Origin of the sequence: Acidithiobacillus concretivorus (assembly GCF_018853445.1) — a bacterium.
Lineage (GTDB): Bacteria > Pseudomonadota > Gammaproteobacteria > Acidithiobacillales > Acidithiobacillaceae > Acidithiobacillus > Acidithiobacillus concretivorus.
In genome coordinates, this window is record NZ_JABELD010000002.1 from 25,276 (window position 1) to 47,047 (window position 21,772).

Genomic DNA, 21,772 nt, shown 5'->3' on the forward strand with positions numbered 1-21,772 from the left:
GGTTCAATCCACCCACAGCCCAGAGAGATCCAGAATGATGGCGGCAAAGGGATCGATGGCGGCCTGGTCCGTACCACCCCAGGTACCCAGCAGCAGCCAGCGGCCATCCTGATTGGCATAGGCTTCCAGGGTGCGGGCGTCGGGGTCAATGAGCCAGCAATGGGCGACACCGGCGGCGGCGTAGCGGGGTAGTTTGAGGACACGGTCAGTACGCGCAGTAGCTGGTGAAAGTACTTCGCAGACCCAGTCAGGAGACATCTCGAACCACGCGGTTTTAGGCAGTGCGGGCATCCGCTCGCGACGCCAGCCGGCGAGGTCCGGGACGAGGATGTCTTCGCTCAGGTGCAGTTCGGGTTCGTCGAGTATCCACCAACCGCCTGGGCCGCCGCCTTCCCCTTGATCGAAAGGCGTCCCCACTTTGTTGCCGAGCACCGAACTGGCCCGTGCATGAGCCGGTGCGGGACGGGGATGGGTATACAGTTGACCGGCAATGATCTCGCCCACGACGTTGTCGGGCAAGTCGAAGAGGTCTTCGTAGCGCGCGAGGCGCTCGGCGGTGGTCATGCCGCCCCCCTTCCGGAGTCGAGGCCGGAACTGCTGAGGCCGTCCACTTCTCGGCGCAGGGCGGCGATCTCCGCTTGGAGGGCGTCGTATTCGGCCATTTTCCGGTGCAGGAAGCGGACGGTGACCCGGGCCTTTTCCTGGACGCCTTCCGGCGTCAGCAGGTAGGCGTAGACGCCCTTGTCCGGGTTGTTCCGAAAATTCCCCATCTTAACCAAGCCCTTTTCTACGAGGGCCTTGAGACAATAATTGGTTTTGCCCAGACTGATGCTCATGGCCGCAGACAGGTCGCGCTGGGTCATTTCGGGGTGCTCGGTGAGCAGTTTGAGCAATTGATAGCGGGTGGCGTCGTCGAGCATTTTCTTTGTTCAGTTGATGAACGATAGATGATCGTATGAAGACTACCCGATACTGTCAAGGATTTTTGCGCAGCGCATTTTGCAGTAGCGCCAAAAAACCACCCAAAATCAACCCGCCCAGAATCGCCAGCACCAGTATCAGCCCCTTTTTCGGGGCTACCGGGTTGGGATCGTAGCGGGGGGACAAGGTTTGCAGGCTCGGACGGGTGTTATTGGCCGCCAGTGCATTTTCAGCCTTGGCCATGGCCGACTGTAGCTGAATCAGCGCGTCATTATGCTGGGTTTGTTCCATGTATAGCACTAATGGATCGGGATGCGCTGCAGGTACATCTGGGGTGCTACTCAAAGTTTTGCGCAGTTCCTGATACTGCGTCTGCAACTGTTTTAATTGGGCCTGGCGGGTAGCCACAATCTGCTGGTAGCGTTGCTGATTGTGCTTCAAAAATTTCTGGGTGATTTGCGTCAGGTATTGCTGGGCATCCTGTGGCGACTTTCCATAGGCTTCCAGAGTCAGGATGGAAACTTCTGCCTTGTCCGGCGTGACGCTGTGCAGTCTGGGTAATTGTTTTTTGGCCTGCACAGTATTCACGGGGGTATACTGATTCATCAAACGACTGGCTAATTGAGTGCCACTATCCAATGGCTGCCCGGCCACCTGCCCAATCTGAATCACGGCGTTGCTTTCATACACTGTCGGCGTCAGCAACAAGTAAACAACAGCAAGCCCCAGACAGGCCACAGTGCTGACAAAAACCACCCACTTACGTTTGACGATAATTTCCCAAAGCTCGCGTAAACTGATCTCGTCATCCGGAACACTGTGATAGGCATAGGCTGGATTGGTTTTGTCTTCCGCAGACATGCTGTATCCTCTTTACAAAATAAAGAAGTCGGGCAGGGTATCAGGATCAGGGAGATGAGGGAATGTTCTTGCAACTTGTTGTGGTGACGCTTTGAACCCGCTTTTACCTTCCAGGCGCTGGTCCCTGAAGCCTTCATATCTGCTTGTATTGTCGGATATTCTGGCGCTACTCATGGCCTTTTATCTGGGGCGAATCCCCCATGCGCTTTACTATCATCTAAACCCCGTAAAGGTGCTGCTGAGCTGGTGGGGCAGCTACGCGCAGATCAATCTGCTGATTTTTTTGTTGTTGGCGTTTCTCGGCATCACCTTTTTTATAGTGCGTGGGCACTATTCCCGCCGTAAGGCATATTGGGATGAACTGGGCGACATACTCGCCATATTCACCCTGTTGCTGGCTCTGAACGCCGCCATTGCCTTTGGTGGAAAATGGCCGATTTCCCGCCTGTGGCTGTTTTCGACCTGGTTTTTGGCCTTGGCACTACTGCCGCTGATGCGTACTTTGTTGCGCGCGCTGTTGCTGCGTATGGGTGTGTGGAGCATGCCGGTGGTGCTGATTGGTTGCGGGCGCAATGCGGCAGAAACCATTCTGGCGCTCAACAGTGAACCCATTCTGGGCTATGTGGTGGAGCGGATTTTGGTGCCCGAGGGAGAGACCGTGCAGGCGGAAAATTATCCTGCAGACCAGATCATTCAACCGTTGGGGAACGACCCCTTGGTCACATTAGCCACCCTGGGCAACCCTCCGGTGGTGTTGGCTATGGACATGGAGCAATGGAATATCCACGAAGGAATGCTCCGCACTTTAACCGTGCATTATCCGAAGCTGACTGTGGTGCCGCCCTTACGGGGTTTGCCCCTGTTTGGCATGGAAGTGATGCATTTTTTCAGCCACGATGTGTTGATGCTGCGGGTCAGGGATAACCTGGCCCAGTTGTGGCCACGTATCACCAAACGTCTTTTTGACCTGCTGGCCGCTTCGTTGCTGGTGGTGTTGCTATCCCCTTTTCTGCTTTATATTGCCTGGCGGATTCGCCGCGCAGATGGTGGCCCAGCACTGTATGCTCAGGAACGTATTGGGCACCAGGGTAAACCCTTTGGTTGCCTGAAGTTCAGATCCATGGTCATTGATGCGGATGCACGTCTGGCGGAGTACTTCACGGCGAACCCGCAGTTAAAAGCGGAGTATGAGCAGACCTATAAGCTGAAAAATGATCCACGCATTACTTCTATCGGAAAATTTCTGCGCAAAACCAGTCTGGATGAGCTGCCGCAGCTGTTTAATGTACTGCGCGGCGAAATGAGTCTGGTGGGTCCAAGGCCAGTCACTGCCAAAGAAATCGAAACGTATTACGGAGAAATCGGCGCACTTTACAAACGGGTTTACCCCGGCATCACGGGACTCTGGCAAGTCAGTGGTCGCTCCAACACCAGTTACTCAGAAAGAATTTATCTCGACAGCTGGTACGTCAAAAACTGGACGCTTTGGTATGACATTGTGATTTTGCTCCGCACCATCAAGGTAGTTTTGAAGCGGGATGGGGCTTATTGAGGAGCAGTGGTACCCAACGACAAGTACAGGGTCATCGGATTATCCCTGCAAGCTAGAAAACCGTAGTGCACATAAAACGCTCTGGCCTTTTCGCCTTTGGCATCGACCACCAGCGCATAGGCCGCCACTGTTTTACGGGCCTCCAGACAATGTTCAACAGCACAACCCATGAGGAGGCGCCCCAATCCTTTCCCCTGGTGTGCTGAATCCACTGCCAGACGCCCCAGTCGGAAACAGGGCACCGGGTAGCGCGGCAGGTTTTTTCGGGTGAGCGCGTCCATTTGCATGGCGTCAATCTGGGCAGCACCCAAGCTGTAGTAACCCAGAATGGTTTTCGGTTTATCTGTATCAACCAGTACATGAACCACGGCAATACCCTTCTTCACATGCTGAACGGCAAAGCGATGCAGGTATTCATCCAGCGCGTCCACAGCAGAGGTAAAAGCCTGACGGTCATGGCGCTGCGGGTCCAACAGTTGGATTTCAAGCACGCCGAATTTTACGCGCAAGATCCATAGCATTTTGTAAAGCAGCATTGGGCTTAAACGCCCCGTTCAGCGCTTTTGTTAATGCCTGAAAATCGTCGTTCGACATCGTCATGCGAGACTCCCGTTCCAAGAGGTCGCGCGCCTTTTCTTTGGCTGCGTTGCGTACGAATGCAGCCATCGTAGTGCCCGCCAGGGCCGCAGCATGTGCTACTAGCGCCTTTTCTTCTACGTCCATTTTCAAATCAAAACGCGCTGCCGTCATATCTATCCCCAAAGATTACGGCAAAATACCGTATACGGTATTTTGCCGTATAAACTGCCAAGCTGCAAATGCGACGATCTACCACGACCCCCACCCCGCTACTTCCCGCAAAGCCCCCAGCATCTACTTCCCTGCCCGTTGTCAGTGATATGGCTCGTCAGAGTTCAGGGATAGCCGTTGCGCGGGTTTCAGCTTGCATCCCCCGCGCGGCTCTTCTACAATACGATCATTCCGTTGACGCACATTTGCGTTATGCGAGTAAGAACGCTCCCTCCATCAGGAGGTTTGGGTACGACAGGTCTCCTGATCGTACCTTTTTTAATTTTAGGCTGGCAAAGGTGGCATGGCTTTATGGGTGAAATAACACGAGCGCTCATTAGCGTTTCGGACAAACGTGGGGTAGTGGATTTTGCACGGCGGTTGCGCGACTTTGGGGTGGAAATTCTGTCTACGGGTGGAACCGCCAAAGTGTTGATGGCCGACGGCATTGCCGTTCAGGAAGTGGGCGATTACACCGGTTTTCCAGAAATGCTGGAGGGCCGCCTCAAAACCCTGCACCCAAAAATTCATGGTGGCCTGCTGGCCCGTCGCGGTAATGCTGACCACGATCGGCAAATAGCCGAGCACGACATCCTCCCTATTGATTTGCTTTGCGTCAATTTATATCCCTTTGCCGGGACCGTGGCGCACCCCGACTGCACGCTGGAAGATGCCATTGAGAATATTGATATTGGCGGGCCGACCATGCTCCGGGCGGGGGCCAAAAACTGGGAAGGTGTGACGGTTCTTGTTGATCCTGATGACTATGCGCACGTCTTGCAGGAAATGGAACAAAGCCACGGCGGCGTGGGGGCGGCTACCCGTTTTCATCTGGCGACCAAGGTTTTTGCCCATACTGCCCGATACGATGGGGCGATTGCCAACTATTTGTCCAGCCGCAATGCCGAAGGCCAGCACAGTCAGTTTCCCCAGACTCTTTCCCTGCAGTTCGAGAAGGTGCAGGAATTACGCTATGGCGAAAATCCCCATCAGGCAGCGGCTTTTTACCGCGATGGCAGTGGCGGGGGGCTGGCCGATGCCCATCAGTTGCAGGGCAAGGAGCTTTCTTACAATAACATTGGCGATGGCGATGCGGCCGTCGCTCTGGTCATGGAGTTTCGGGAACTGGCCTGCTGCGTGGTCAAACATGGGAATCCCTGTGGGGTGGCTTTGGGTCAGGATTTGCTCAGCGCCTTTCAGCGCGCCTGGGCGGGCGACCCGGTTTCGGCCTTTGGCAGCATCATTGCCTTTAATGCGCCGCTGGATGCCCAAACTGCCGAACTGATCAGCAGTCAGTTTGTCGAGATGGTACTGGCTCCGGCCATTTTACCCGATGCCCGCCTGATTCTGGCCAAAAAGAAAAACCTGCGGGCACTGGCTTTTGAAGATGGTCATGCCTGGCAGCGTCCGGGCTGGGAATACAAGCGGGTGCGTGGCGGCCTGCTGGTGCAGGAATTTGATCAGGCCATGGAAATGGAAGACGACTGGCAGGTGGTCAGTACGCGCGCGCCTAGCCTGCAGGAGCAACGTGACCTCGCCTTTGTCTGGCGGGTCGGTAAATATGTGCGGTCTAACGCCATTGTTTATGGTCGTGAAGGGCAGACCGTGGGCATTGGCGCAGGGCAGATGAGTCGGGTTGATGCGGCCCGCTGCGGGGCCGCCAAGGCACTGGATCTGGGCTTTGATTTGCATGGCGCGGCACTGGCTTCCGATGCCTTTTTTCCGTTCCGGGACGGGGTCGATGCGGCAGCCGCTGCCGGAGTGAAAGCGATTATTCAGCCTGGCGGTTCCATTCGCGATGAAGAAGTCATCGCCAGTGCCAATGCGCATGGGATTGCCATGGTGTTTACCGGCGTCCGTCATTTCCGCCACGGTTAAGAGGGATATTTATGGGTGCGAAGGTTTTGGTTTTGGGAGGCGGCGGACGTGAACATGCCATCGCCTGGAAACTGGCCCAATCAGAGCGGGTCGAGACCGTCTATTGCGCGCCCGGTAACCCTGGTACAGCCGGTGAAGAAAAGCTGTTCAACCTGAAGTTGAATCCCAACAATCCGCAGGCGGTGGTGGCTGAGGCCCATGCTCTGGATATTCAACTGGTGGTGATTGGACCGGAAGCGCCGCTGGTGGCGGGAGTGGGAGATGCTCTACGCCGCGCCGGGATTCCGGTTTTTGGTCCGGATCAGGCGGGTGCCATGCTGGAGGGCAGCAAGGCCCACGCCAAGGCTTTCATGATGCGCCACGGGCTGCCTACTGCTCGTTATGAGCGTTTTACCGACACTGTCCATGCTCTGGAATACCTGCATGAGCACCCGCTGCCGGTGGTGGTCAAGGCCGATGGTCTGGCTGCTGGCAAAGGCGTGGTGGTAGCCAGCACCTTGCAGGAAGCAGAAACCGCAACACGGCAGTTTTTGCAGTGGGGTCCCATCATCATTGAAGAATTTCTGGAAGGTGAGGAAGCCAGCTTTATTGCCATTATTGTCGATGGTCAGGTGCTGCCTCTGGCGGGCTCTCAGGATCATAAGCGGCTGCTGGATGATGACCAGGGGCCCAATACCGGTGGGATGGGTGCCTACTCCCCTGCCCCGGTGCTGGACGTTGCCATGAGTGAGCGGGTGCTGCGGGAAATCATGCGCCCTGCAGCCCAGGGTCTGGTGGCTGACGGCACGCCGTATTGCGGCTTTTTGTATGCCGGCTTGATGATTGGCCGGGATGGGCCGAAGTTGCTGGAGTTCAATTGCCGTCTGGGCGATCCTGAAACCCAGCCGCTGATGATGCGCCTGCGCTCGGATCTTTATACAGTCCTGCTGCTGGCTGCCCTGGGTGAGAGATTACCCGCTGAACTGGATTGGGACGAGCGCAGCGCCTTGTGCGTGGTGATGGCGGCAGAGGGGTATCCTGAGCATCCGCGCACGGGGGATGCCATTGCCGGACTGGGTGTCGCCGAAAAGGATGCTGTCAAGGTGTTTCATGCGGGTACCCAAAGTGTGGATGGTCATGTGGCTACGGCCGGTGGGCGGGTGCTGGGCGTGACGGCGCTGGGCGATAGTCTGGCCATTGCCCAGCATCGTGCTTATTCGGTAGTCGCAAAAATCCACTGGTCCGGGGTGCAGTTCCGTCAGGATATTGGTCATTTGGGTTTACGCCGTGACTAGGCAGCTCTGAGACATATGCCAGGATATACTCCGCGTCGTCAGGAATTACGCCAGTTGGTTGCGCACCTGCGCCGGGGTGGAGTCATTGCCTATCCCACGGAAGGGGTCTGGGGATTGGGTTGTGACCCTCGACAACGGCAGGCTCTGCGCCGCATTCTGCATTTAAAAAAACGTCCGCAACACAAGGGCGTTCTGCTCATTGCCGGACGCCGCTCCGAAACCGCCGTCTTTTGGTCGGATCAGGGTATTAGTCCGGCACTGCTGGAACAATACTGGCCGGGGACCACTTTGGTACTGCCTGCCTGTCGGCAAGTTCCGACCTGGGTTCGTGGACGGCATCCCAGTGTGGCTGTTCGGGTCAGCAGTCATCCGGGTGTCCGCGCTCTGACCCGAGCTTTTGGCAGCGCCATTGTCTCAACCAGTGCCAATCGCGCTGGTCAGCAACCTGCCCGCAACTTGCGGACCATCCGGCGCTATTTTGGAAACCGTCTTCCGGTACTGCATGCCCGACTGGGCCAGCAGCGCCGCCCGAGCCGGATTGTTGATGCCCGTACCGGTCAGATTTTAAGGCGTTAAAAGCAAAATTTTCGCGGGAATCAGTTCACCCAGTCCACGACCCGTAATCCGGGAACACGATCAAACTCGCGCAGGTTGTTGGTGACGACAATTAAACCCGTACTTCTGGCATGACCCGCAATCATCTGATCATAAGGCCCTATGGGCTGACCTATACGGGCCAATTCGGCGCGAAGCTGTCCCGTATGCCTGGCAGCCTCTATGCCATATTCAAGGACCTCCAGGCGCGCTGCAAATCCTTCGATTTCTGCTAAATTCCGTTCTGGAGACTGGGATTTTTCTGCACCATAAATCAACTCCATCAGCGTGATGGTGCTTATCGCCATTTGGCCCTGATGTTGATGGAACTGCTCCTGAATTTCCGGCGGTTTGCGCTTGATAGTAAAAATGCAGATATTGGTATCCAGCAGATATTTAATCACAAGCCTTCCCGGTGCTGATCGTCGGGTTGCTCGCGGCTTTCCATAAAGTCGGCACTGACCCCTTCACCATTAAACCAGCTTTCCCAGGATTCACCTGCTGGTACCAGAATGCGCACACGACCCAAGGCGACTACATCTACGCGCTTCACATCATTAGGAAAAGCGATGGACTTGGGCAGCCGTACGGCCTGACTGCGATTGATTTGAAAGACGGTTGCTTGTTCCATGATGATAATCACTATTGTATATGGCGTTGGGATATCCTACCAAGCGCAGAGCCCGGTGGCAAGTATTCGCGAGCCAATAGCCTGCGGCCATTTTCTGGCGAAATGAGCCTTGCGGTGGCATAATTCCCCGCCAGCATAGGAGATAAACCATGCAGCAGCCCTCCACTCAAGCCGTCGAACAGTTTCTCCTCCAGCTTCAGGACCGCATTTGTACCGCTCTTGAAAAGGCTGATGGTAACGCCCGTTTTCGGGAGGATCTCTGGGAAAGACCCGGTGGCGGCGGGGGGCGTACCCGGGTCATCAGCGGCGGTGATCTGCTGGAAAAAGGCGGGGTCAATTTTTCTAAGGTGCATGGCGATAAACTGCCACCCTCGGCCACCGCGCATCGTCCTGAACTGGCGGGGCAACCTTTCACGGCAGTGGGCGTTTCGCTGGTTCTGCATCCCCGCAATCCTTATGTGCCCATTGTCCACATGAACTACCGGTTTTTTGCGGCAGGTTCCGTGTGGTGGTTTGGTGGCGGGGCTGATCTCACCCCGAGTTATGGTTTTGTGGAAGACGCCCGGCATTTTCATCAAACCCTCAAGGCCGCCTGCGATCGGCATGGCCCCGATTTTTATCCGCGTTTCAAGGCTTGGTGTGATGACTATTTCACCATCAAACATCGCCAGGAAATGCGGGGCGTCGGTGGTATTTTCTTTGATGATCTCAGCGGGGATGCTGATACTTTGCAAGCCTTCTGGGAAGATGTAGCCAACAGTTTTCTGGAGAGCTATCTGCCCATTGCCGAACGGCGCCGCAACACCCCTTTTGGCGAGCGCGAGCGGGATTTTCAGCTGATCCGCCGGGGTCGTTATGTGGAATTCAATCTGGTGTATGACCGGGGCACCTTGTTTGGCCTGCAATCCGGAGGGCGCACCGAAAGTATTCTCATGTCCTTGCCACCTCTCGCCGCCTGGCATTATGACTGGCAAGCACCGGCAGATAGTCCTGAGGCCCGCCTGCAAGAAGACTTTTTAACGCCCAAGGACTGGGCATGATTTACCCGCTGTTACGGCCATTATTGTTTGGGCTGGAGGCTGAACAGGCCCATCAACTCAGCATCACGGCACTGGAAACCCTTGGGCGGATGCCCCGCAGTCTGGAACGGGTAGCCGAATATTTTACGGTAGAGAACCCCGCTCTGCAGCAAACCTTGTGGGGACTGAATTTTCGCAATCCCGTGGGTCTGGCTGCAGGTTATGACAAGGATGCCCGTGCTACTGCGGCCTTGCCGGCCTTAGGTTTTGGATTTATTGAAATTGGTACGGTTACACCACGCGCCCAATCAGGCAATCCCCACCCTCGGGTGTTTCGTTATCCGGGTTCCCAGGCAGTCATCAACCGCATGGGCTTTCCCGGAGAGGGCGCGACTGCGGTAGCTGAACGTCTGCGCGCCCTCCCCCATCCTCATTGCGTTCCCATCGGGATCAATCTTGGCAAAAACAAGGATACGCCGCTGGAGCGTGCGGCGGAGGACTATGTCAGTGCCTTGGAAGTACTTTTTCCCTATGGAGATTACCTGACGGTGAATGTCAGTTCTCCCAATACGCCGGGGCTACGATTGTTGCAAAGTGCCGATGCCCTTGCGGAATTACTGGCTGCGGTGGCCGCTGCCAATCAACGTCTGGCCGTCGAACATCAGCGCCCGGCCCTGCCCCTGCTCCTGAAAATCGCTCCGGATCTGAATCCTGAGGATATTAGCGCCATCGCGCAGCTCGCCATAGGCGATCAGCCGCTGGTGGATGGTTTTATTGCGACCAACACCACCATTGATCGTCCTGCCGGGCATCCCGAATATGTGCAGGCGGGAGGGCTGAGTGGTTCGCCCCTCCGGTCACGCGCCAATGCGGTCATAGCAAAACTGTATCGGGAAACTGCGGGTAAGGTGCCCATTGTCGGGGTAGGCGGCATTTCCTGTGCCACAGACGCCTATGAAAAAATCCGGGCGGGAGCCAGTTTGCTGCAAATTTATACGGGTCTGGTTTTTAAGGGGCCGGAACTGGTTCGCGAGATTTTGCTGGAGTTACCCGATCTGTGTCAGAAAGATGGTTTTACCCATATTAGTGCTGCACGGGGAGTGGGCATATAGTACGCTGATCCATTATTTATATATTTAAATTAGCTCAACAGAGGAATAAAATAGCATGAATTTTTGGTCTCGATTTCTGAGCTTGTTGTGTCTACTGGTATCTTTGGCGGGCTGTGCCGCCGTGTCAGATACCGCTTCAGCAACTGGTGATGTGATTGATGCTGGCACTTCGCTCATCCCGTGACTTTGAATCCATCCCAGTACGAAGCTGGCCGTAAAAAAGCTGTTCCCGATTCGCCATCAGAGTCGTTATAAAGCGTTCACCATAACACGCCAATATGACACTTTTATGACAGAACCTTAAACAATGGGTGAAAAAACAGGGTTTACCTGGCTTCTGTGAGCATTACGCTTTTCGTTATAGACCGTTGCGGAAACAACACTGGTCAGGCAGCCTTACCAACAACTATTATCAGCAAGTTTTAGACCAGAAAATGTCATATTTTTGTCATAAAATATTCACAATACTGTCACATTAATCTGCTATATTATTTATATTATGAACCCAAAGAGTTTAGTTCATCCATTACCGATTTTGAGGATTAAGATGCCCATCAAAAATTTCAAGTTTTCGGCAATCGGTATCTTGTTGATGCTTATTCCTTTCACTCAAGCATCGGCCCAGAGCAACACGTCACCCGTTGTCATGAGCAACACCGCCAATCCCGGCGCCGTTGCTGATGCGTATCTGACCCATGCCCGGGCCATCCGCAAGGCGGATGCACCCATCGTCCATCTGCTGAATCAGGATGCCTATGCTCAGGCGGTGCCTCTGCTCAAAAAAGCGGCGGCGGACAAGGACGATTTCTGGGCTGCTGACACGCTGGGGCATTTGTATCAGGCAGGGTTGGGCGTTTCCGCAAACTCCCAAACTGCTTTCCACTGGTATCTGCAGGCCGCCGAAGCGGGGGATCGCTTCGCACAGCGCCAGGTAGCCAATGCCTATCTCAATGGCTGGGGCGTGACCCGCACCCCCCAACGGGCGGCCTTCTGGTTTCGACAGGGTCTGATGGTTCCGCAGGTGGCCAATGCCGATTTCTGGCTGGGCAAAACCTATGCGGCAGGAAAGCTCATGCCCAAAAATCTGACCAAGGCTGCCTGGTATGAAGGACGCAGCCTTACTCTGCTGAAACAACTGGATGCCGAACAAGTGGGGGCGGCCGCCTACGATCTCGGCATTGCTTACTGGCACGGATACGGGGTCAAAAAAGACGCCCATCAGGCCGAACAGTATTTCCGACGCGCCCTGGCTGAGCACTATCCACCTGCGGCCGCTGCCCTTCAACATCTTGAGGAGAAAAATACATGAGACGTCGCGATTTTTTAAAAAGCCTGGGGGCTGGTGCCACGCTCACCGCTTTTCTGGGCAGTTCGGTAGCCCGTGCTGCCATGCTGCCCGCCCTGGGTCGTTCCGGGACCCTGGAAGATGTGGAACACATTGTTGTTTTTATGCAAGAAAACCGGTCTTTTGATCATTACTTCGGGCATCTGAGCGGGGTGCGCGGTTATAATGACCGCTTTCCGCTGAAGTTGCCCGACGGTAAACCCGTCTGGTTTCAGGGACGCATGGACGACCCGACCCGACCCATTCTGCCTTTTCATTTCAATACCCATAAAACTTCTGCGCAATTCCTTCAGGACCTGGACCATAGCTGGGCGTCTCAGCACGGAGCCATTGCGGGGGGCCTGATGAATGCCTGGCCGCTTAACAAGACCGACATGACCATGGGTTATTTTCAACGCCAGGACATTCCCTTTCATTATGCGCTGGCCGATCATTTTACCATTTGTGACCATTATTTTACTTCTCTCGCCGGGCCTACCTGTCCCAATCGCTGCATGCTGTTTACCGGCTCTATTGATCCCGAAGGCCAACATGGTGGTCCCTATATTGATGATGACACGCATCTCTGGACCAAAGGCGTCAAACCCTTTACCTGGACGACGTACGCGGAGCGCCTGCAAAAAGCCGGTATTTCCTGGCGCGTCTATCAGGAAGGCCTACACGAAGAGGACCATAACCCGATGACGGGGAATTTCGGGGAAAATGCTCTGCTTTATTTCCAGGCGTTTACGGACATTCCCGACAGTTCACCGCTGGCCCAACGCGCACGGCGACCGGGCGGAGTGGCGGCATTGCGTGAGGATGTGCTGCGTAATCGTCTGCCGCAGGTTTCCTGGATTGTGGTGCCGGCCGGTTATTCCGAACATCCCTCCTATCCACCTGCCTATGGCGCCATTTACATTGCCCGGGTGCTGGATGCCCTGACCAGCAATCCGGAGGTCTGGGGTAAGACCGTACTGCTTCTGGATTATGATGAGAATGATGGCTTTTTCGACCACGTGCCTCCACCTCAGCCGCCTACTCCGGTGCGGCCCGGCAAAAGCACGGTGAGCACCGAAGGTGAAGTCCACAATCGGATCAACCCGGACTGGCCCACGCTTTATAGTGCCGACCAACTGCCCTATGGCTTGGGACCACGTGCGCCGATGATCACTATCTCGCCCTGGAGTAAGGGTGGCTATGTGTGTTCGGAAGTTTTCGACCATACTTCCGTTATCCGCTTCATCGAAAAACGCTTCGGCGTCAGTGAACCTAACATCACCCCCTGGCGACGCGCCATTTGTGGTGATCTGACTGCTGCTTTCGATTTCTCGCGCCCCGATGAGCGCAAGGTTTCACTGCCCAGTACCACCAATTATGTGGCGACAGTACATCACGAATCCACCTTGCCAGCGCCGCAAGTGCCCACAGAACAGGCCGTTGCCATAGATCCTCAGGAAACGGGGCTGCGCAAACGACGGCCCCTCGCTTACGCCACATCTGTGCGGCTGGAAGCGACGCATCAGGGAGTCCGTCTGCACCTGCATAACCCTTCTGAGTTGGGCGTCGTCTGCACTGCCTACTGGGATCACAGTCATCAACTTCCTCACCATTACACCCTGGGAGCAGGATCCAGACTGGAAGACGAGATGGTGCTGCCCAAGGATCAGAAGTTAGCGCTCACGGTATATGGACCGGACAGCTATATCCGCAAAATTACGGGTACGGGTCCTTCCACTTTGCACATTGATACGCAGGGAACCAAGACGGGAGATATCCAGGTGCTCTTGTATAACGCCGGTGCCGACACCTTGCCTATTGAAGTAACGGACCCGGTGTACGGACAGGGTGCTCGAAAAATTCAGTTGGCGGCAGGACAAACCCGGGAACTGCACTGGAACCTGCAACCCAGTCACCACTGGTATGATCTGATGATTTCTACCCCTCAGCACCAGTGGCAACTGGCCGGGCACATCGAAAACGGGGACGAGAGCTTCAGTGATCCGGCCAATACCCAGCCTGTTCTACTTTAAATCCATAGAACTTCCTGACCGCATGGCTAGCGTGATGCATCTATAGTCTTTAAGATGCTTCACGCATCAAACAACATCCGCAAGAACAAGGTATCCGCACCATGCGTCTTATTCGTAGCTTCCTGAACGAACCATTTTTTAGGAATCGCTTACGGAGTTGCTGCGCGGGCATTCTGTATGGTATGGCTCTTGGGATGCTTTTGAGTGCTCAGACAGCCTCGGCAGCGCCTCTGGACATGCTGATTCACGACCCTTTTGATACCCAGGGCTGGGTAAAGCAACCGCTGGGACAAAGCTGGCAAGATCGGCAACTACAATTGCCTAAGGCGGCTCTGCCGGGCACGCGCAGTTTCGTAAAACCCCAAAGTCTTGCCGCATTGACCAATTATGCCTTGGCACACAACCCACAAACCCGGGTGGCCTATGAGAATTTACAGGCCTCTGCTGCGGGGTTGGGTGTCGCCGAATCTGCCTGGTTGCCGAGCATTTCCCTGAGTGACTCTGCGGCCCGTTCCCAGAGCAATACCACAGCGGGTTTTAGTATTCCCATTATCAATAGTAATTCTGCGTCCCTTAGTCTGAGTTATGTACTGCTGGATTTTGGTCTACGTGCCGCGCAGAAAGATGGGGCGCTCGCCCAGTTGTACATTTCCGGCTTTGATAACAATAGTGCGCTGACGAAAGTCGCTCTCAGCGTCACCCAGAATTACTACCAACTCATTGGCGAACAGGCGCTGGTTCGGGCTTATGCGCAAACGGTCACGGAAGATAGCGCCAATCTGGATGCTGCGCGGTTGAAACAACATTCGGGTATGGCAACCATTGCCGATGTTCTGCAGGCGCAGTCGGCTCTTGCCCAGGCGCAGTCCCAATGGATTTCGGCCCAGGCTACCGTGCGATCTGACCAGGCTGCACTGGCGGAAAGTTGTGGACTACCGCCCGGCAATCCGCTTCCGCTAGTACCGTTAAACACCCATCAACTGCCTCCAGACATTACGCCTTCTGTGCAATCTCTGGTCCTTCATGCTACTCAACACAATCCTAATGTCAGGGCCGCTGCCGCCCAGATTCTGGCCAGCCGTGCCACACTTCGAGAGGATCAGGCTCAGGGACTACCGACCTTGAGCGCATCAGTTTCAGCCGGCAAACGCTTTCAGAACGGGCTGGAACCTTCCCAAAACTGGGCCGTCGGTTTCAGTCTTAAAGTGCCGCTGTTTACGGGTTTTCATGATAGTTATCAGATTCAGCAGGCGCGGCGACAGGAGCGCAGCGCCCGCGCCTCATTGAACCAGGAGACCCAAAGCATTGCCTTAACCGTGTACCAGGATTACCAGACCGTCATGGGTGCGCGTTCAGCGGCAAAAGCGGCTCAGATCGCCGTCAAAAGTGCCCAGGCTTCGCTGGCTGCTATTCGTGCCCAATACAAGGTAGGACTTTCGACCATGCTTAATTTGCTGACTGCCCAGGCGACGCTGACGACGGCTGAACAAACCCGGATTCAGGACATGACGACGGCCTATGTGCAACTGGCTAATCTCGCTAATGCTCTGGGAATGATCGGGCTCCCCAACACGTCCACAGGATTCCACTCATGATGCGCTCCCTGCCCGTAAAATCCCTGTTGCTTCCCGTTGCGGCAGCCCTGATCCTGGCGGGCTGCGCCCAGCATAAGCCTTCCCATAAAAATACGGCCCTGCCTGTCGAAACCACGACGGTGCAGACTGGCAATCTACCCATTGTGGTCAATACCCTGGGGCAAGCCGTGGCATCCCACAGTGTCACCATCACCCCGCAGGTGAGCGGCATTTTGCAGAAGGTTGCCGTCCACTCGGGACAAGTGGTTCAAAAAGGCCAGCTTCTCTTTCAGATTGACCCTGCCACACCAGCCGCCCAGGTGGCTGAAGATCAAGCCAATCTGCAGGGTGAAATTGCGCAGGAACAATATGATGATGCCCAGGTCAAGGCTTATGCGCCGCTGCTCAGCAAGGATTATGTCACCCGCCAGACGGTCCAGCAGGCTCAGGCTCAGGCCAACACCGCAGCCGCCACCGTGGCCGCTGATCAGGCGGCGCTGCAGGCTGCTCGTATTACTCTGGCGGAAACCCGGATTACCGCGCCCATCAGTGGTAGCGTAGGCATCTTGAGCCTCAAATCCGGCAACCTGGTCACGGCCAACAGCACAACACTGGTCACCATCAACCAGATTCAACCGATTTACGTGCAATTCAGTCTGCCTGAAGCCTATCTCGACGATTTACACACCGCCATCAGCAATCACTCCGGCAAAGTAGCCGTCTGGGATGAGAACCATCAGACCCGGATCGGCACCGGAACCGTCACGGTGATTGATAATACGGTCAACACGGCTTCAGCAACGGTTACGGCGCGTGCCACCCTGAGTAATCAACCCGCCCGGCTCTGGCCCGGTGAATATGTGCAGGTAGATTTCACCGCCCGAGAACTGCGCCATGCCCTGATCATTCCGGCAACGGCCTTACAGCAGGGCGTCTCCGGCCCATATGTCTATACCATAAAAAAAGACAAGGCCATTATGCAGGCCGTGCAATTTTTAGGGCAGAACGGTAAGCAGGTGGCCATCGCCGGAAGCCATTTATTGGGAGAAAGCGTGATTGTGGGGGCACCAACCCGACTTCATCCCGGTTCTGAAGTGCGCGTGATCAAGTCATGAATTTATCGGCACCCTTTATTCGCCGCCCCGTTGCCACGACGGTACTCGCAGTAGCAGTAGCCCTGCTGGGTTTATTTGCCTATCTGCAATTACCCACGGCTTTGCTGCCTAACGTCAGTTTCCCGATGGTGATGGTTACCGCCGAACTGCCGGGAGCCAGCCCCAAAACCATGTCCAGCGCAGTAGCTACCCCACTGGAAAGACAATTTGCCAGTATTCCGGGCCTCAACTCCATGAGTGCCGTCAGTCAAAACGGGGTGACCCAGATCACTCTGCAGTTCGATCTCAGCAAATCCGCGCTGGGCGCTACCCAGCAAGTGTCCAACGCCGTTTCCCAGGCCCAGCATTTTTTACCACCAGGCATGCCCGAGCCGCCTTCGGTCCGGCAAATGAATCCTTCGGCCCAGCCCGTATTTTATATTGGCATGTCTGCTCCCAACATGCCGCTTTATGATCTCGATAAATACGCACAAACCAAGGTCAGTACGGCATTATCCGGCATATCCGGGGTATCTGACGTACAAATTTACGGAGCGCAAACCTACGCCGTGCGCATTTATGTGAATCCTTTTGCCCTTTCTGCGCGGGGTCTGAGTCTGCAGGCCGTACAAAGCGCCCTGGGTAATGCCAACGTCAACCTGCCCGGTGGCACCCTGGATGGAGGTGATCAGGCTTTCGCCACCCAGGTGCATGGTCAGTTACATACCGCAAAAGCTTACAACCATCTGGTTCTGGCCTATGAAGGTGGACAGGCCGTGCCCCTTAGTGCGGTAGGCAAAGCCGTCAACAGCACCCAGGATAACCAGCAGGAAACCTGGATCAACAAAACTCCCGGCATTGTTCTCGCGGTAACCCGGCAGCCCGGCAGCAATACCGTCGCCATTTCCAACAAAATCCGCGCCATGTTGCCGCAACTGCAGGCCACCATGCCCGGCGGGGTGCATCTGACCAATGTTTTCGATTTGGCCGATTATATTCGCGCGGCAGTACACGAAGTGCTGATGACCCTCATCCTTGCCAGTATTCTGGTTGCGGGCGTCATGTGGCTGTTTCTGCGCCGCACCTCGGCTACCCTTATCGGCGCAGTGGCCATACCTCTTTCCCTGCTGGGCACCTTTCTGGTCATGATGCTGCTGGGCTTCAGCATTAACACCCTGACCTTGCTGGCACTGACTCTTTCCGTAGGTTTTGTGGTGGATGATGCGGTGGTGATGCTGGAAAACATCAACCGACACATCGATCGGGGAGAAACCGGCATGACTGCCGCCCTCAATGGCAGTCGCGAAATCAGTTTTACAGTCCTGTCCATGACCTTGTCCCTGTCCATCATTTTTCTGCCTTTGATTTTTCTGGGTGGCTTTGTCGGTCATTTATTCTCGGACTTTGGGGTCAGTATTGCCGTGGTCATCCTGATTTCCGGGATGGTCGCCCTGAGCGTCACCCCCATGCTCTGCAGCCGTTATCTCAAACCCAATCATGCCCACGCCCGGACTGATCTGCATGATACGGGTCACTTACCTGAAGACGGAATTTTTCAGCGATTTTTCAAAAGCAGCCGCGATTTTTATATTCGCACCCTGAAAGTCGCTCTGCAGCATAAATACTGGATGCTGGCCCTGGCCGGACTTTCGCTGGCAGGTAGTGTCTGGCTGATCATGATTGTTCCCAAGGCTTTTTTACCCAGCCAGAATTCGGGAATGATTAATGCCAATATTGAATACCCTACCGGAATGACTTTTGCTGAAGTCAGGCACGAGCAGTCAGAAATCGCCCGGATCGTGAAATCCAATACCCGCATTCAATCGGTGGTGTCTTCTGCAGGCCAGGGTGCAGGGGGTTTTGGTAGCCGCAATTCCGGCCATATGTTCATCCATATTCGCAATGGATATGCTCCACAGACGGAGAACATCATTGTGGATCTGCAGCGCGCCACCCGTAAGTTTCATAATGCCCAGATTGTTTTTCAGGGACCCCAAAGCGCCCACTCAGGAACCGCCAGCGGCAACGGCAGCTATATTTATGAACTTATGGGCAGCAACTGGACAGATCTGAATGCGGCCACGCTGAAAATGACCGAAGCCCTGCAAAAGCTTCCGCAACTCAATTCCGTCAGTAACAGTCTGGAAAACAACAATCCGCAGGTCACCATTCATATCAATCGTGCCCGTGCCACGGCTTTGGGTGTCACCCCCGCCGCCATCGAAAACACCCTGGGTCTGGCCTTTGGCGGACATGAGGTGGGAACCATTTACGGGGCTAGTAATCAATATGAAGTAATTATGGAACTTGAACCGCGCTATCAGAAAAATATTAATGCCTTGTCCACCCTGAGCGTGCCGGGGGCAGGATCAATTTTAGTGCCCCTTTCAGCCGTAGCCCGTTTTCATTATGACGCGGCGCCCCTGAATCTGATGCAGCATAATGGGCAACCCTCTACCACCATTTCCTTCAATCTGGCTCCCGGGGTGCAACTGGGTTCAGCCATCAGCGCCCTGCAGCATACGGCTCACCAGGTCCTACCCGCAGGCATTGTCGGGCATTTGGGCGGGAATGCCGCGCAATTTCAATCTGCCTTCAAATCCCTGCCCTTTTTATTGTTGGCAACCGTATTGCTGATTTACGTGGTACTCGCCATTTTGTATGAGCATTTCCTCCATCCCCTGACGATTTTGACGGCTTTGCCGCTGGCGGCTTTCGGTGCGCTGCTGTCTTTGGTCATTTTTCATGAACCGCTGGATTTATACAGTTTCATCGGCATTATCATGTTGCTGGGGCTGGTCAAGAAAAACGGGATTATCCTCGTTGACTTTGCTGTCAGTCGGCGCCGTGAGGGCGAAGATGCCTACAATGCCATTATTGATGCCTGCACCATTCGTTATCGGCCGATTATGATGACTACTTTTGCCGCTATTCTCGGGGTGCTGCCCATTGCCATCGGGTTTGGCGCAGGTGCCGGAAGCCGGGTACCCCTCGGTATTGCCGTGGTCGGTGGCCTGATATTTTCGCAGTTTCTCACCCTGTATATCACGCCCGCTTTTTATTTATGGTTTGACGGGCTCTCCTGGCCACGTCGCAAACGGACGCAAACCGTTGCGTTGAATCCCGATCCCTCATAAAGGTGACTCATCCATGCTTCTTCTGAAATCTGTCCAGCGCGCTCTGATGGTTGTTTGTGGGGCAGGCCTGGTAAGCGGCCCTTTACTGGGCAGCCTGGCCGAGGCCGGGACGACCGTTTCTGGCAGCAGCAACGCGCCTTTTATCCCGCTCAATGAAAAGCAAAGCGGAGCCCCCCTGCGGATTCTCAAAAACCATGTGAGCGTTACGGTGCAATCCAGTGGACTGTTTACCGAGCGCGACCATCAGGTTCTGGAACTCCTCAATCCGGCCCTGGAAACCATGATCAATCCTTACCAAATTCAGTATTCTGCCGATATGGCCAAGCTGCGGGTACTGCGCACCTGGGTCAGCACGCCCAGTGGCCAAAAATATGTCGTACCTGCTCGTGCCATTTTTGTGCGCCCGGAACCCATGGCTGCCGGAGCGCCCATGTATAGTCATGCCAAGGTGCTTTCCATCGTTCTGCCGAAATTGGGTAAAGATGATCAGCTCCATATCATCACCGAAAAAACCCAGACAACGCCCTATTTTGCCGGACAGTTTTCGCAACTCTGGGAAATGCCAGTCAGCCAGTCAGCGCGAAATTTTCGTATTGATATTACCGCACCACGTAGCATGCATTTACGGGCCGCCAAAACCGGCAACTGGATAGTTTCGCAGCACAGTCAGGGCAAGCTGATTCACATGAGCGCCCGTATGGCGGTACACCATGCACGTTATCCGGGGCCGAGCACTGTAGACGAAAGCCAGTTCAGCCCGCTTTTTGAGGTCAGCACTTTTCCCAGTTGGGCAGCCGTCGGCAAGGCCTACTGGTCACGTGCTGCTGACAAGGCGGCAGTCACCCCGATTGTCCAAAAAACCGCCGATACAGCAAGTCACGCACTGCAAGGCTGGAATGCGGAAAAAGCGCTTTATACCTGGGACTCCCACAATATACGTTATGTGGGTCTGGAATTGGGTGTCGGCGGCTATGTGCCCATCTCGGCCAGTAAAACTCTGGAAACCCGCTATGGAGACTGCAAGGCCCACGCTACGCTACTGCAAGCGCTTTTCAATGCCAAAGGCTTCAAGCTTTATCCAACATTAATCAACTGGAATAATGTTTTTACCTTGCCGCCGCTGCCAACCCCTTTCTGGTTTAATCACGCCATCGACTACGCCCCAAAGCGCCACATTTTTCTGGACAGTACCGGCACTTATGAAACACCGGGGCAGCTGGCGATTGGTGAACGCGACAAGCCCAGCATTGTCACCGGTCCGCATCCTCGGGTAGTGACCACCCCTGGTGCCGAGCCCGATGCCAATCAGTTGGACTATGCGGCTGATCTGACCCTGCACCAAAATGGTGACCTGAGCGGGGTTGCCAATATGCAGACCAAAGGCTGGTGGGCCTGGATGTATCGGCAAACTTTCGCTTCCATTCCGCCCTCTGCCTATCGCCGGGTGATGAATACCCTATTGCTGCGAGATGGGGGCGGAAGTGGCACCTTTATTCCGGGTAATCCGGATATTCTCGACCAGCCCTTTGCTGTGACCGCTCATTGGCATACGGTGGCTTACACCCACGTTGGCGATCATATCAGTTTCCCCATTCCCTCCGGTCCCTATCTGACCCCCGGCCTTTCCGCCACCGCCCGACCCATGGAAGCATTGACCCGGGTCATTGGCCCGCTGCAGCGTCAACATCCCGTCACCACGTATCTCGGTGGCATCCACTGGACAACGACGATTCATCTGCCCGAAGGTTATCAGGTCCAATATCTACCGCCCGCCAGGCAACTGCATAATCAGGCGGGGAGTTTCACTTATACGCTCACTGAGCAAAAACACAGCGTCACCGTACACTACATCCTGCAACTCCATCGGGTTGTGTACGACCCTCAGCAATATCCGGCCTTGCGCACACTCTTGAAACTGGATTATGCCGTGCAGCAAAGCCCGATTATCCTTGTTCGCCAATGAGTTCAGGAAACCTGCA

Annotated in this window: 19 protein-coding genes and 1 pseudogene; 13 read left to right on the plus strand and 7 right to left on the minus strand. The window is 55.1% G+C overall.

All coding sequences use genetic code 11. The annotated features are described in order from the left end of the window. Positions 1-3: 3 nt before the first annotated feature. Genes HJG40_RS00140 through HJG40_RS00150 form a run of 3 tightly spaced genes read right to left on the minus strand, consistent with a single transcriptional unit; the run spans position 4 to position 1,782 of the window. Positions 4-519, minus strand: coding sequence for a Uma2 family endonuclease (locus HJG40_RS00140; RefSeq protein WP_264317480.1), 516 nt, complete (start codon positions 517-519; stop codon positions 4-6). Positions 520-560: 41 nt separating this feature from the next. Further along, positions 561-920 carry a MarR family EPS-associated transcriptional regulator gene (locus HJG40_RS00145; RefSeq protein WP_215862327.1) on the minus strand — a complete coding sequence of 120 codons (360 nt, stop codon included), beginning with the start codon at positions 918-920 and terminating at the stop codon, positions 561-563. 55 nt (positions 921-975) lie between these two features. Next, positions 976-1,782 (minus strand): Wzz/FepE/Etk N-terminal domain-containing protein, encoded by an 807-nt coding sequence (locus HJG40_RS00150; protein WP_215862328.1) that lies wholly within the window; start codon positions 1,780-1,782, stop codon positions 976-978. A gap of 91 nt (positions 1,783-1,873) precedes the next feature. Here HJG40_RS00150 and wbaP point away from each other — a divergent pair, with 91 nt between their 5' ends. Then, on the plus strand, positions 1,874-3,334 hold the full coding sequence (gene wbaP / locus HJG40_RS00155) for an undecaprenyl-phosphate galactose phosphotransferase WbaP (RefSeq protein ID WP_226856768.1): 1,461 nt from the start codon (positions 1,874-1,876) through the stop codon (positions 3,332-3,334). Here the strand turns inward: wbaP and HJG40_RS00160 are convergent. Continuing rightward, positions 3,328-3,843 carry a GNAT family N-acetyltransferase gene (locus tag HJG40_RS00160; RefSeq protein WP_215862329.1) on the minus strand — a complete coding sequence of 172 codons (516 nt, stop codon included), beginning with the start codon at positions 3,841-3,843 and terminating at the stop codon, positions 3,328-3,330. The genes wbaP and HJG40_RS00160 overlap by 7 nt on opposite strands. Continuing rightward, positions 3,818-4,084: a type II toxin-antitoxin system TacA family antitoxin gene (locus HJG40_RS00165; RefSeq protein ID WP_215862330.1), complete on the minus strand. Its 267-nt coding sequence runs from the start codon at positions 4,082-4,084 to the stop codon at positions 3,818-3,820. The genes HJG40_RS00160 and HJG40_RS00165 overlap by 26 nt, the downstream gene beginning before the upstream one ends. A 351-nt stretch (positions 4,085-4,435) precedes the next feature. Here HJG40_RS00165 and purH point away from each other — a divergent pair, with 351 nt between their 5' ends. The 3 genes from purH to tsaC are packed head-to-tail and all read left to right on the plus strand — an operon-like array spanning position 4,436 to position 7,851. Further along, positions 4,436-6,001: a bifunctional phosphoribosylaminoimidazolecarboxamide formyltransferase/IMP cyclohydrolase gene (gene purH / locus HJG40_RS00170; protein WP_215862331.1), complete on the plus strand. Its 1,566-nt coding sequence runs from the start codon at positions 4,436-4,438 to the stop codon at positions 5,999-6,001. An 11-nt stretch (positions 6,002-6,012) separates the two neighbouring features. Further along, a complete protein-coding gene (gene purD, locus HJG40_RS00175) occupies positions 6,013-7,275 on the plus strand; it encodes a phosphoribosylamine--glycine ligase (protein WP_215862332.1) in 1,263 nt (420 codons plus the stop codon). A 15-nt stretch (positions 7,276-7,290) separates the two neighbouring features. After that, the gene (gene tsaC / locus HJG40_RS00180) at positions 7,291-7,851 is read left to right on the plus strand and encodes an L-threonylcarbamoyladenylate synthase type 1 TsaC (protein WP_215862333.1); all 561 of its coding nucleotides are present in this window, start codon (positions 7,291-7,293) and stop codon (positions 7,849-7,851) included. 20 nt (positions 7,852-7,871) lie between these two features. Here the strand turns inward: tsaC and vapC are convergent, their stop codons facing one another. Then, a complete protein-coding gene (gene vapC, locus HJG40_RS00185) occupies positions 7,872-8,273 on the minus strand; it encodes a type II toxin-antitoxin system tRNA(fMet)-specific endonuclease VapC (RefSeq protein ID WP_215862334.1) in 402 nt (133 codons plus the stop codon). Beyond that, positions 8,270-8,500 carry a type II toxin-antitoxin system VapB family antitoxin gene (gene vapB / locus HJG40_RS00190; RefSeq protein WP_193649552.1) on the minus strand — a complete coding sequence of 77 codons (231 nt, stop codon included), beginning with the start codon at positions 8,498-8,500 and terminating at the stop codon, positions 8,270-8,272. The genes vapC and vapB overlap by 4 nt, the downstream gene beginning before the upstream one ends. A gap of 149 nt (positions 8,501-8,649) precedes the next feature. Between vapB and hemF the strand changes: the two genes are divergently transcribed. The 9 genes and pseudogenes from hemF (at position 8,650) to HJG40_RS15540 (ending at position 21,756) form a co-directional block, all read left to right on the plus strand. After that, positions 8,650-9,540 (plus strand): oxygen-dependent coproporphyrinogen oxidase, encoded by an 891-nt coding sequence (gene hemF, locus HJG40_RS00195; RefSeq protein ID WP_215862335.1) that lies wholly within the window; start codon positions 8,650-8,652, stop codon positions 9,538-9,540. Next, complete coding sequence (locus tag HJG40_RS00200; RefSeq protein WP_215862336.1) at positions 9,537-10,631, plus strand: quinone-dependent dihydroorotate dehydrogenase; 1,095 nt, start codon at positions 9,537-9,539, stop codon at positions 10,629-10,631. Before hemF ends, HJG40_RS00200 begins: the two co-directional genes overlap by 4 nt. Before the next feature lie 547 nt (positions 10,632-11,178). Continuing rightward, positions 11,179-11,940, plus strand: coding sequence for a tetratricopeptide repeat protein (locus tag HJG40_RS00205; protein WP_215862337.1), 762 nt, complete (start codon positions 11,179-11,181; stop codon positions 11,938-11,940). Further along, on the plus strand, positions 11,937-13,988 hold the full coding sequence (locus HJG40_RS00210; protein ID WP_215862338.1) for a phosphocholine-specific phospholipase C: 2,052 nt from the start codon (positions 11,937-11,939) through the stop codon (positions 13,986-13,988). Before HJG40_RS00205 ends, HJG40_RS00210 begins: the two co-directional genes overlap by 4 nt. Before the next feature lie 101 nt (positions 13,989-14,089). Continuing rightward, a complete protein-coding gene (locus tag HJG40_RS00215; RefSeq protein ID WP_226856769.1) occupies positions 14,090-15,583 on the plus strand; it encodes a TolC family protein in 1,494 nt (497 codons plus the stop codon). Beyond that, entirely contained in the window at positions 15,580-16,677 is a 1,098-nt protein-coding gene (locus HJG40_RS00220; RefSeq protein WP_215862339.1) for an efflux RND transporter periplasmic adaptor subunit, read from the plus strand. The genes HJG40_RS00215 and HJG40_RS00220 overlap by 4 nt, the downstream gene beginning before the upstream one ends. Further along, entirely contained in the window at positions 16,674-19,793 is a 3,120-nt protein-coding gene (locus tag HJG40_RS00225; protein ID WP_215862340.1) for an efflux RND transporter permease subunit, read from the plus strand. Before HJG40_RS00220 ends, HJG40_RS00225 begins: the two co-directional genes overlap by 4 nt. Positions 19,794-19,839: 46 nt before the next feature. Continuing rightward, positions 19,840-20,415, plus strand: a pseudogene (locus HJG40_RS15535) (DUF3857 domain-containing protein); the annotation flags it as partial. Between the two features lie 1,020 nt (positions 20,416-21,435). Continuing rightward, positions 21,436-21,756 carry a DUF3858 domain-containing protein gene (locus HJG40_RS15540; RefSeq protein ID WP_438263552.1) on the plus strand — a complete coding sequence of 107 codons (321 nt, stop codon included), beginning with the start codon at positions 21,436-21,438 and terminating at the stop codon, positions 21,754-21,756. Positions 21,757-21,772: the final 16 nt, after the last annotated feature.

Coding starts and splice junctions, on each gene's coding strand:
- HJG40_RS00200 (WP_215862336.1), top strand. CDS start 9,537: ATGATTTACCCGCTGTTACGGCCATTATTGTTTGGGCTGGAGGCTGAA.
- purD (WP_215862332.1), top strand. CDS start 6,013: ATGGGTGCGAAGGTTTTGGTTTTGGGAGGCGGCGGACGTGAACATGCC.
- HJG40_RS00225 (WP_215862340.1), top strand. CDS start 16,674: ATGAATTTATCGGCACCCTTTATTCGCCGCCCCGTTGCCACGACGGTA.
- HJG40_RS00215 (WP_226856769.1), top strand. CDS start 14,090: ATGCGTCTTATTCGTAGCTTCCTGAACGAACCATTTTTTAGGAATCGC.
- hemF (WP_215862335.1), top strand. CDS start 8,650: ATGCAGCAGCCCTCCACTCAAGCCGTCGAACAGTTTCTCCTCCAGCTT.
- HJG40_RS15540 (WP_438263552.1), top strand. CDS start 21,436: ATGGAAGCATTGACCCGGGTCATTGGCCCGCTGCAGCGTCAACATCCC.
- vapB (WP_193649552.1), bottom strand. CDS start 8,500: ATGGAACAAGCAACCGTCTTTCAAATCAATCGCAGTCAGGCCGTACGG.
- HJG40_RS00220 (WP_215862339.1), top strand. CDS start 15,580: ATGATGCGCTCCCTGCCCGTAAAATCCCTGTTGCTTCCCGTTGCGGCA.
- tsaC (WP_215862333.1), top strand. CDS start 7,291: ATGCCAGGATATACTCCGCGTCGTCAGGAATTACGCCAGTTGGTTGCG.
- HJG40_RS00150 (WP_215862328.1), bottom strand. CDS start 1,782: ATGTCTGCGGAAGACAAAACCAATCCAGCCTATGCCTATCACAGTGTT.
- HJG40_RS00165 (WP_215862330.1), bottom strand. CDS start 4,084: ATGACGGCAGCGCGTTTTGATTTGAAAATGGACGTAGAAGAAAAGGCG.
- HJG40_RS00145 (WP_215862327.1), bottom strand. CDS start 920: ATGCTCGACGACGCCACCCGCTATCAATTGCTCAAACTGCTCACCGAG.
- HJG40_RS00210 (WP_215862338.1), top strand. CDS start 11,937: ATGAGACGTCGCGATTTTTTAAAAAGCCTGGGGGCTGGTGCCACGCTC.
- purH (WP_215862331.1), top strand. CDS start 4,436: ATGGGTGAAATAACACGAGCGCTCATTAGCGTTTCGGACAAACGTGGG.
- HJG40_RS00205 (WP_215862337.1), top strand. CDS start 11,179: ATGCCCATCAAAAATTTCAAGTTTTCGGCAATCGGTATCTTGTTGATG.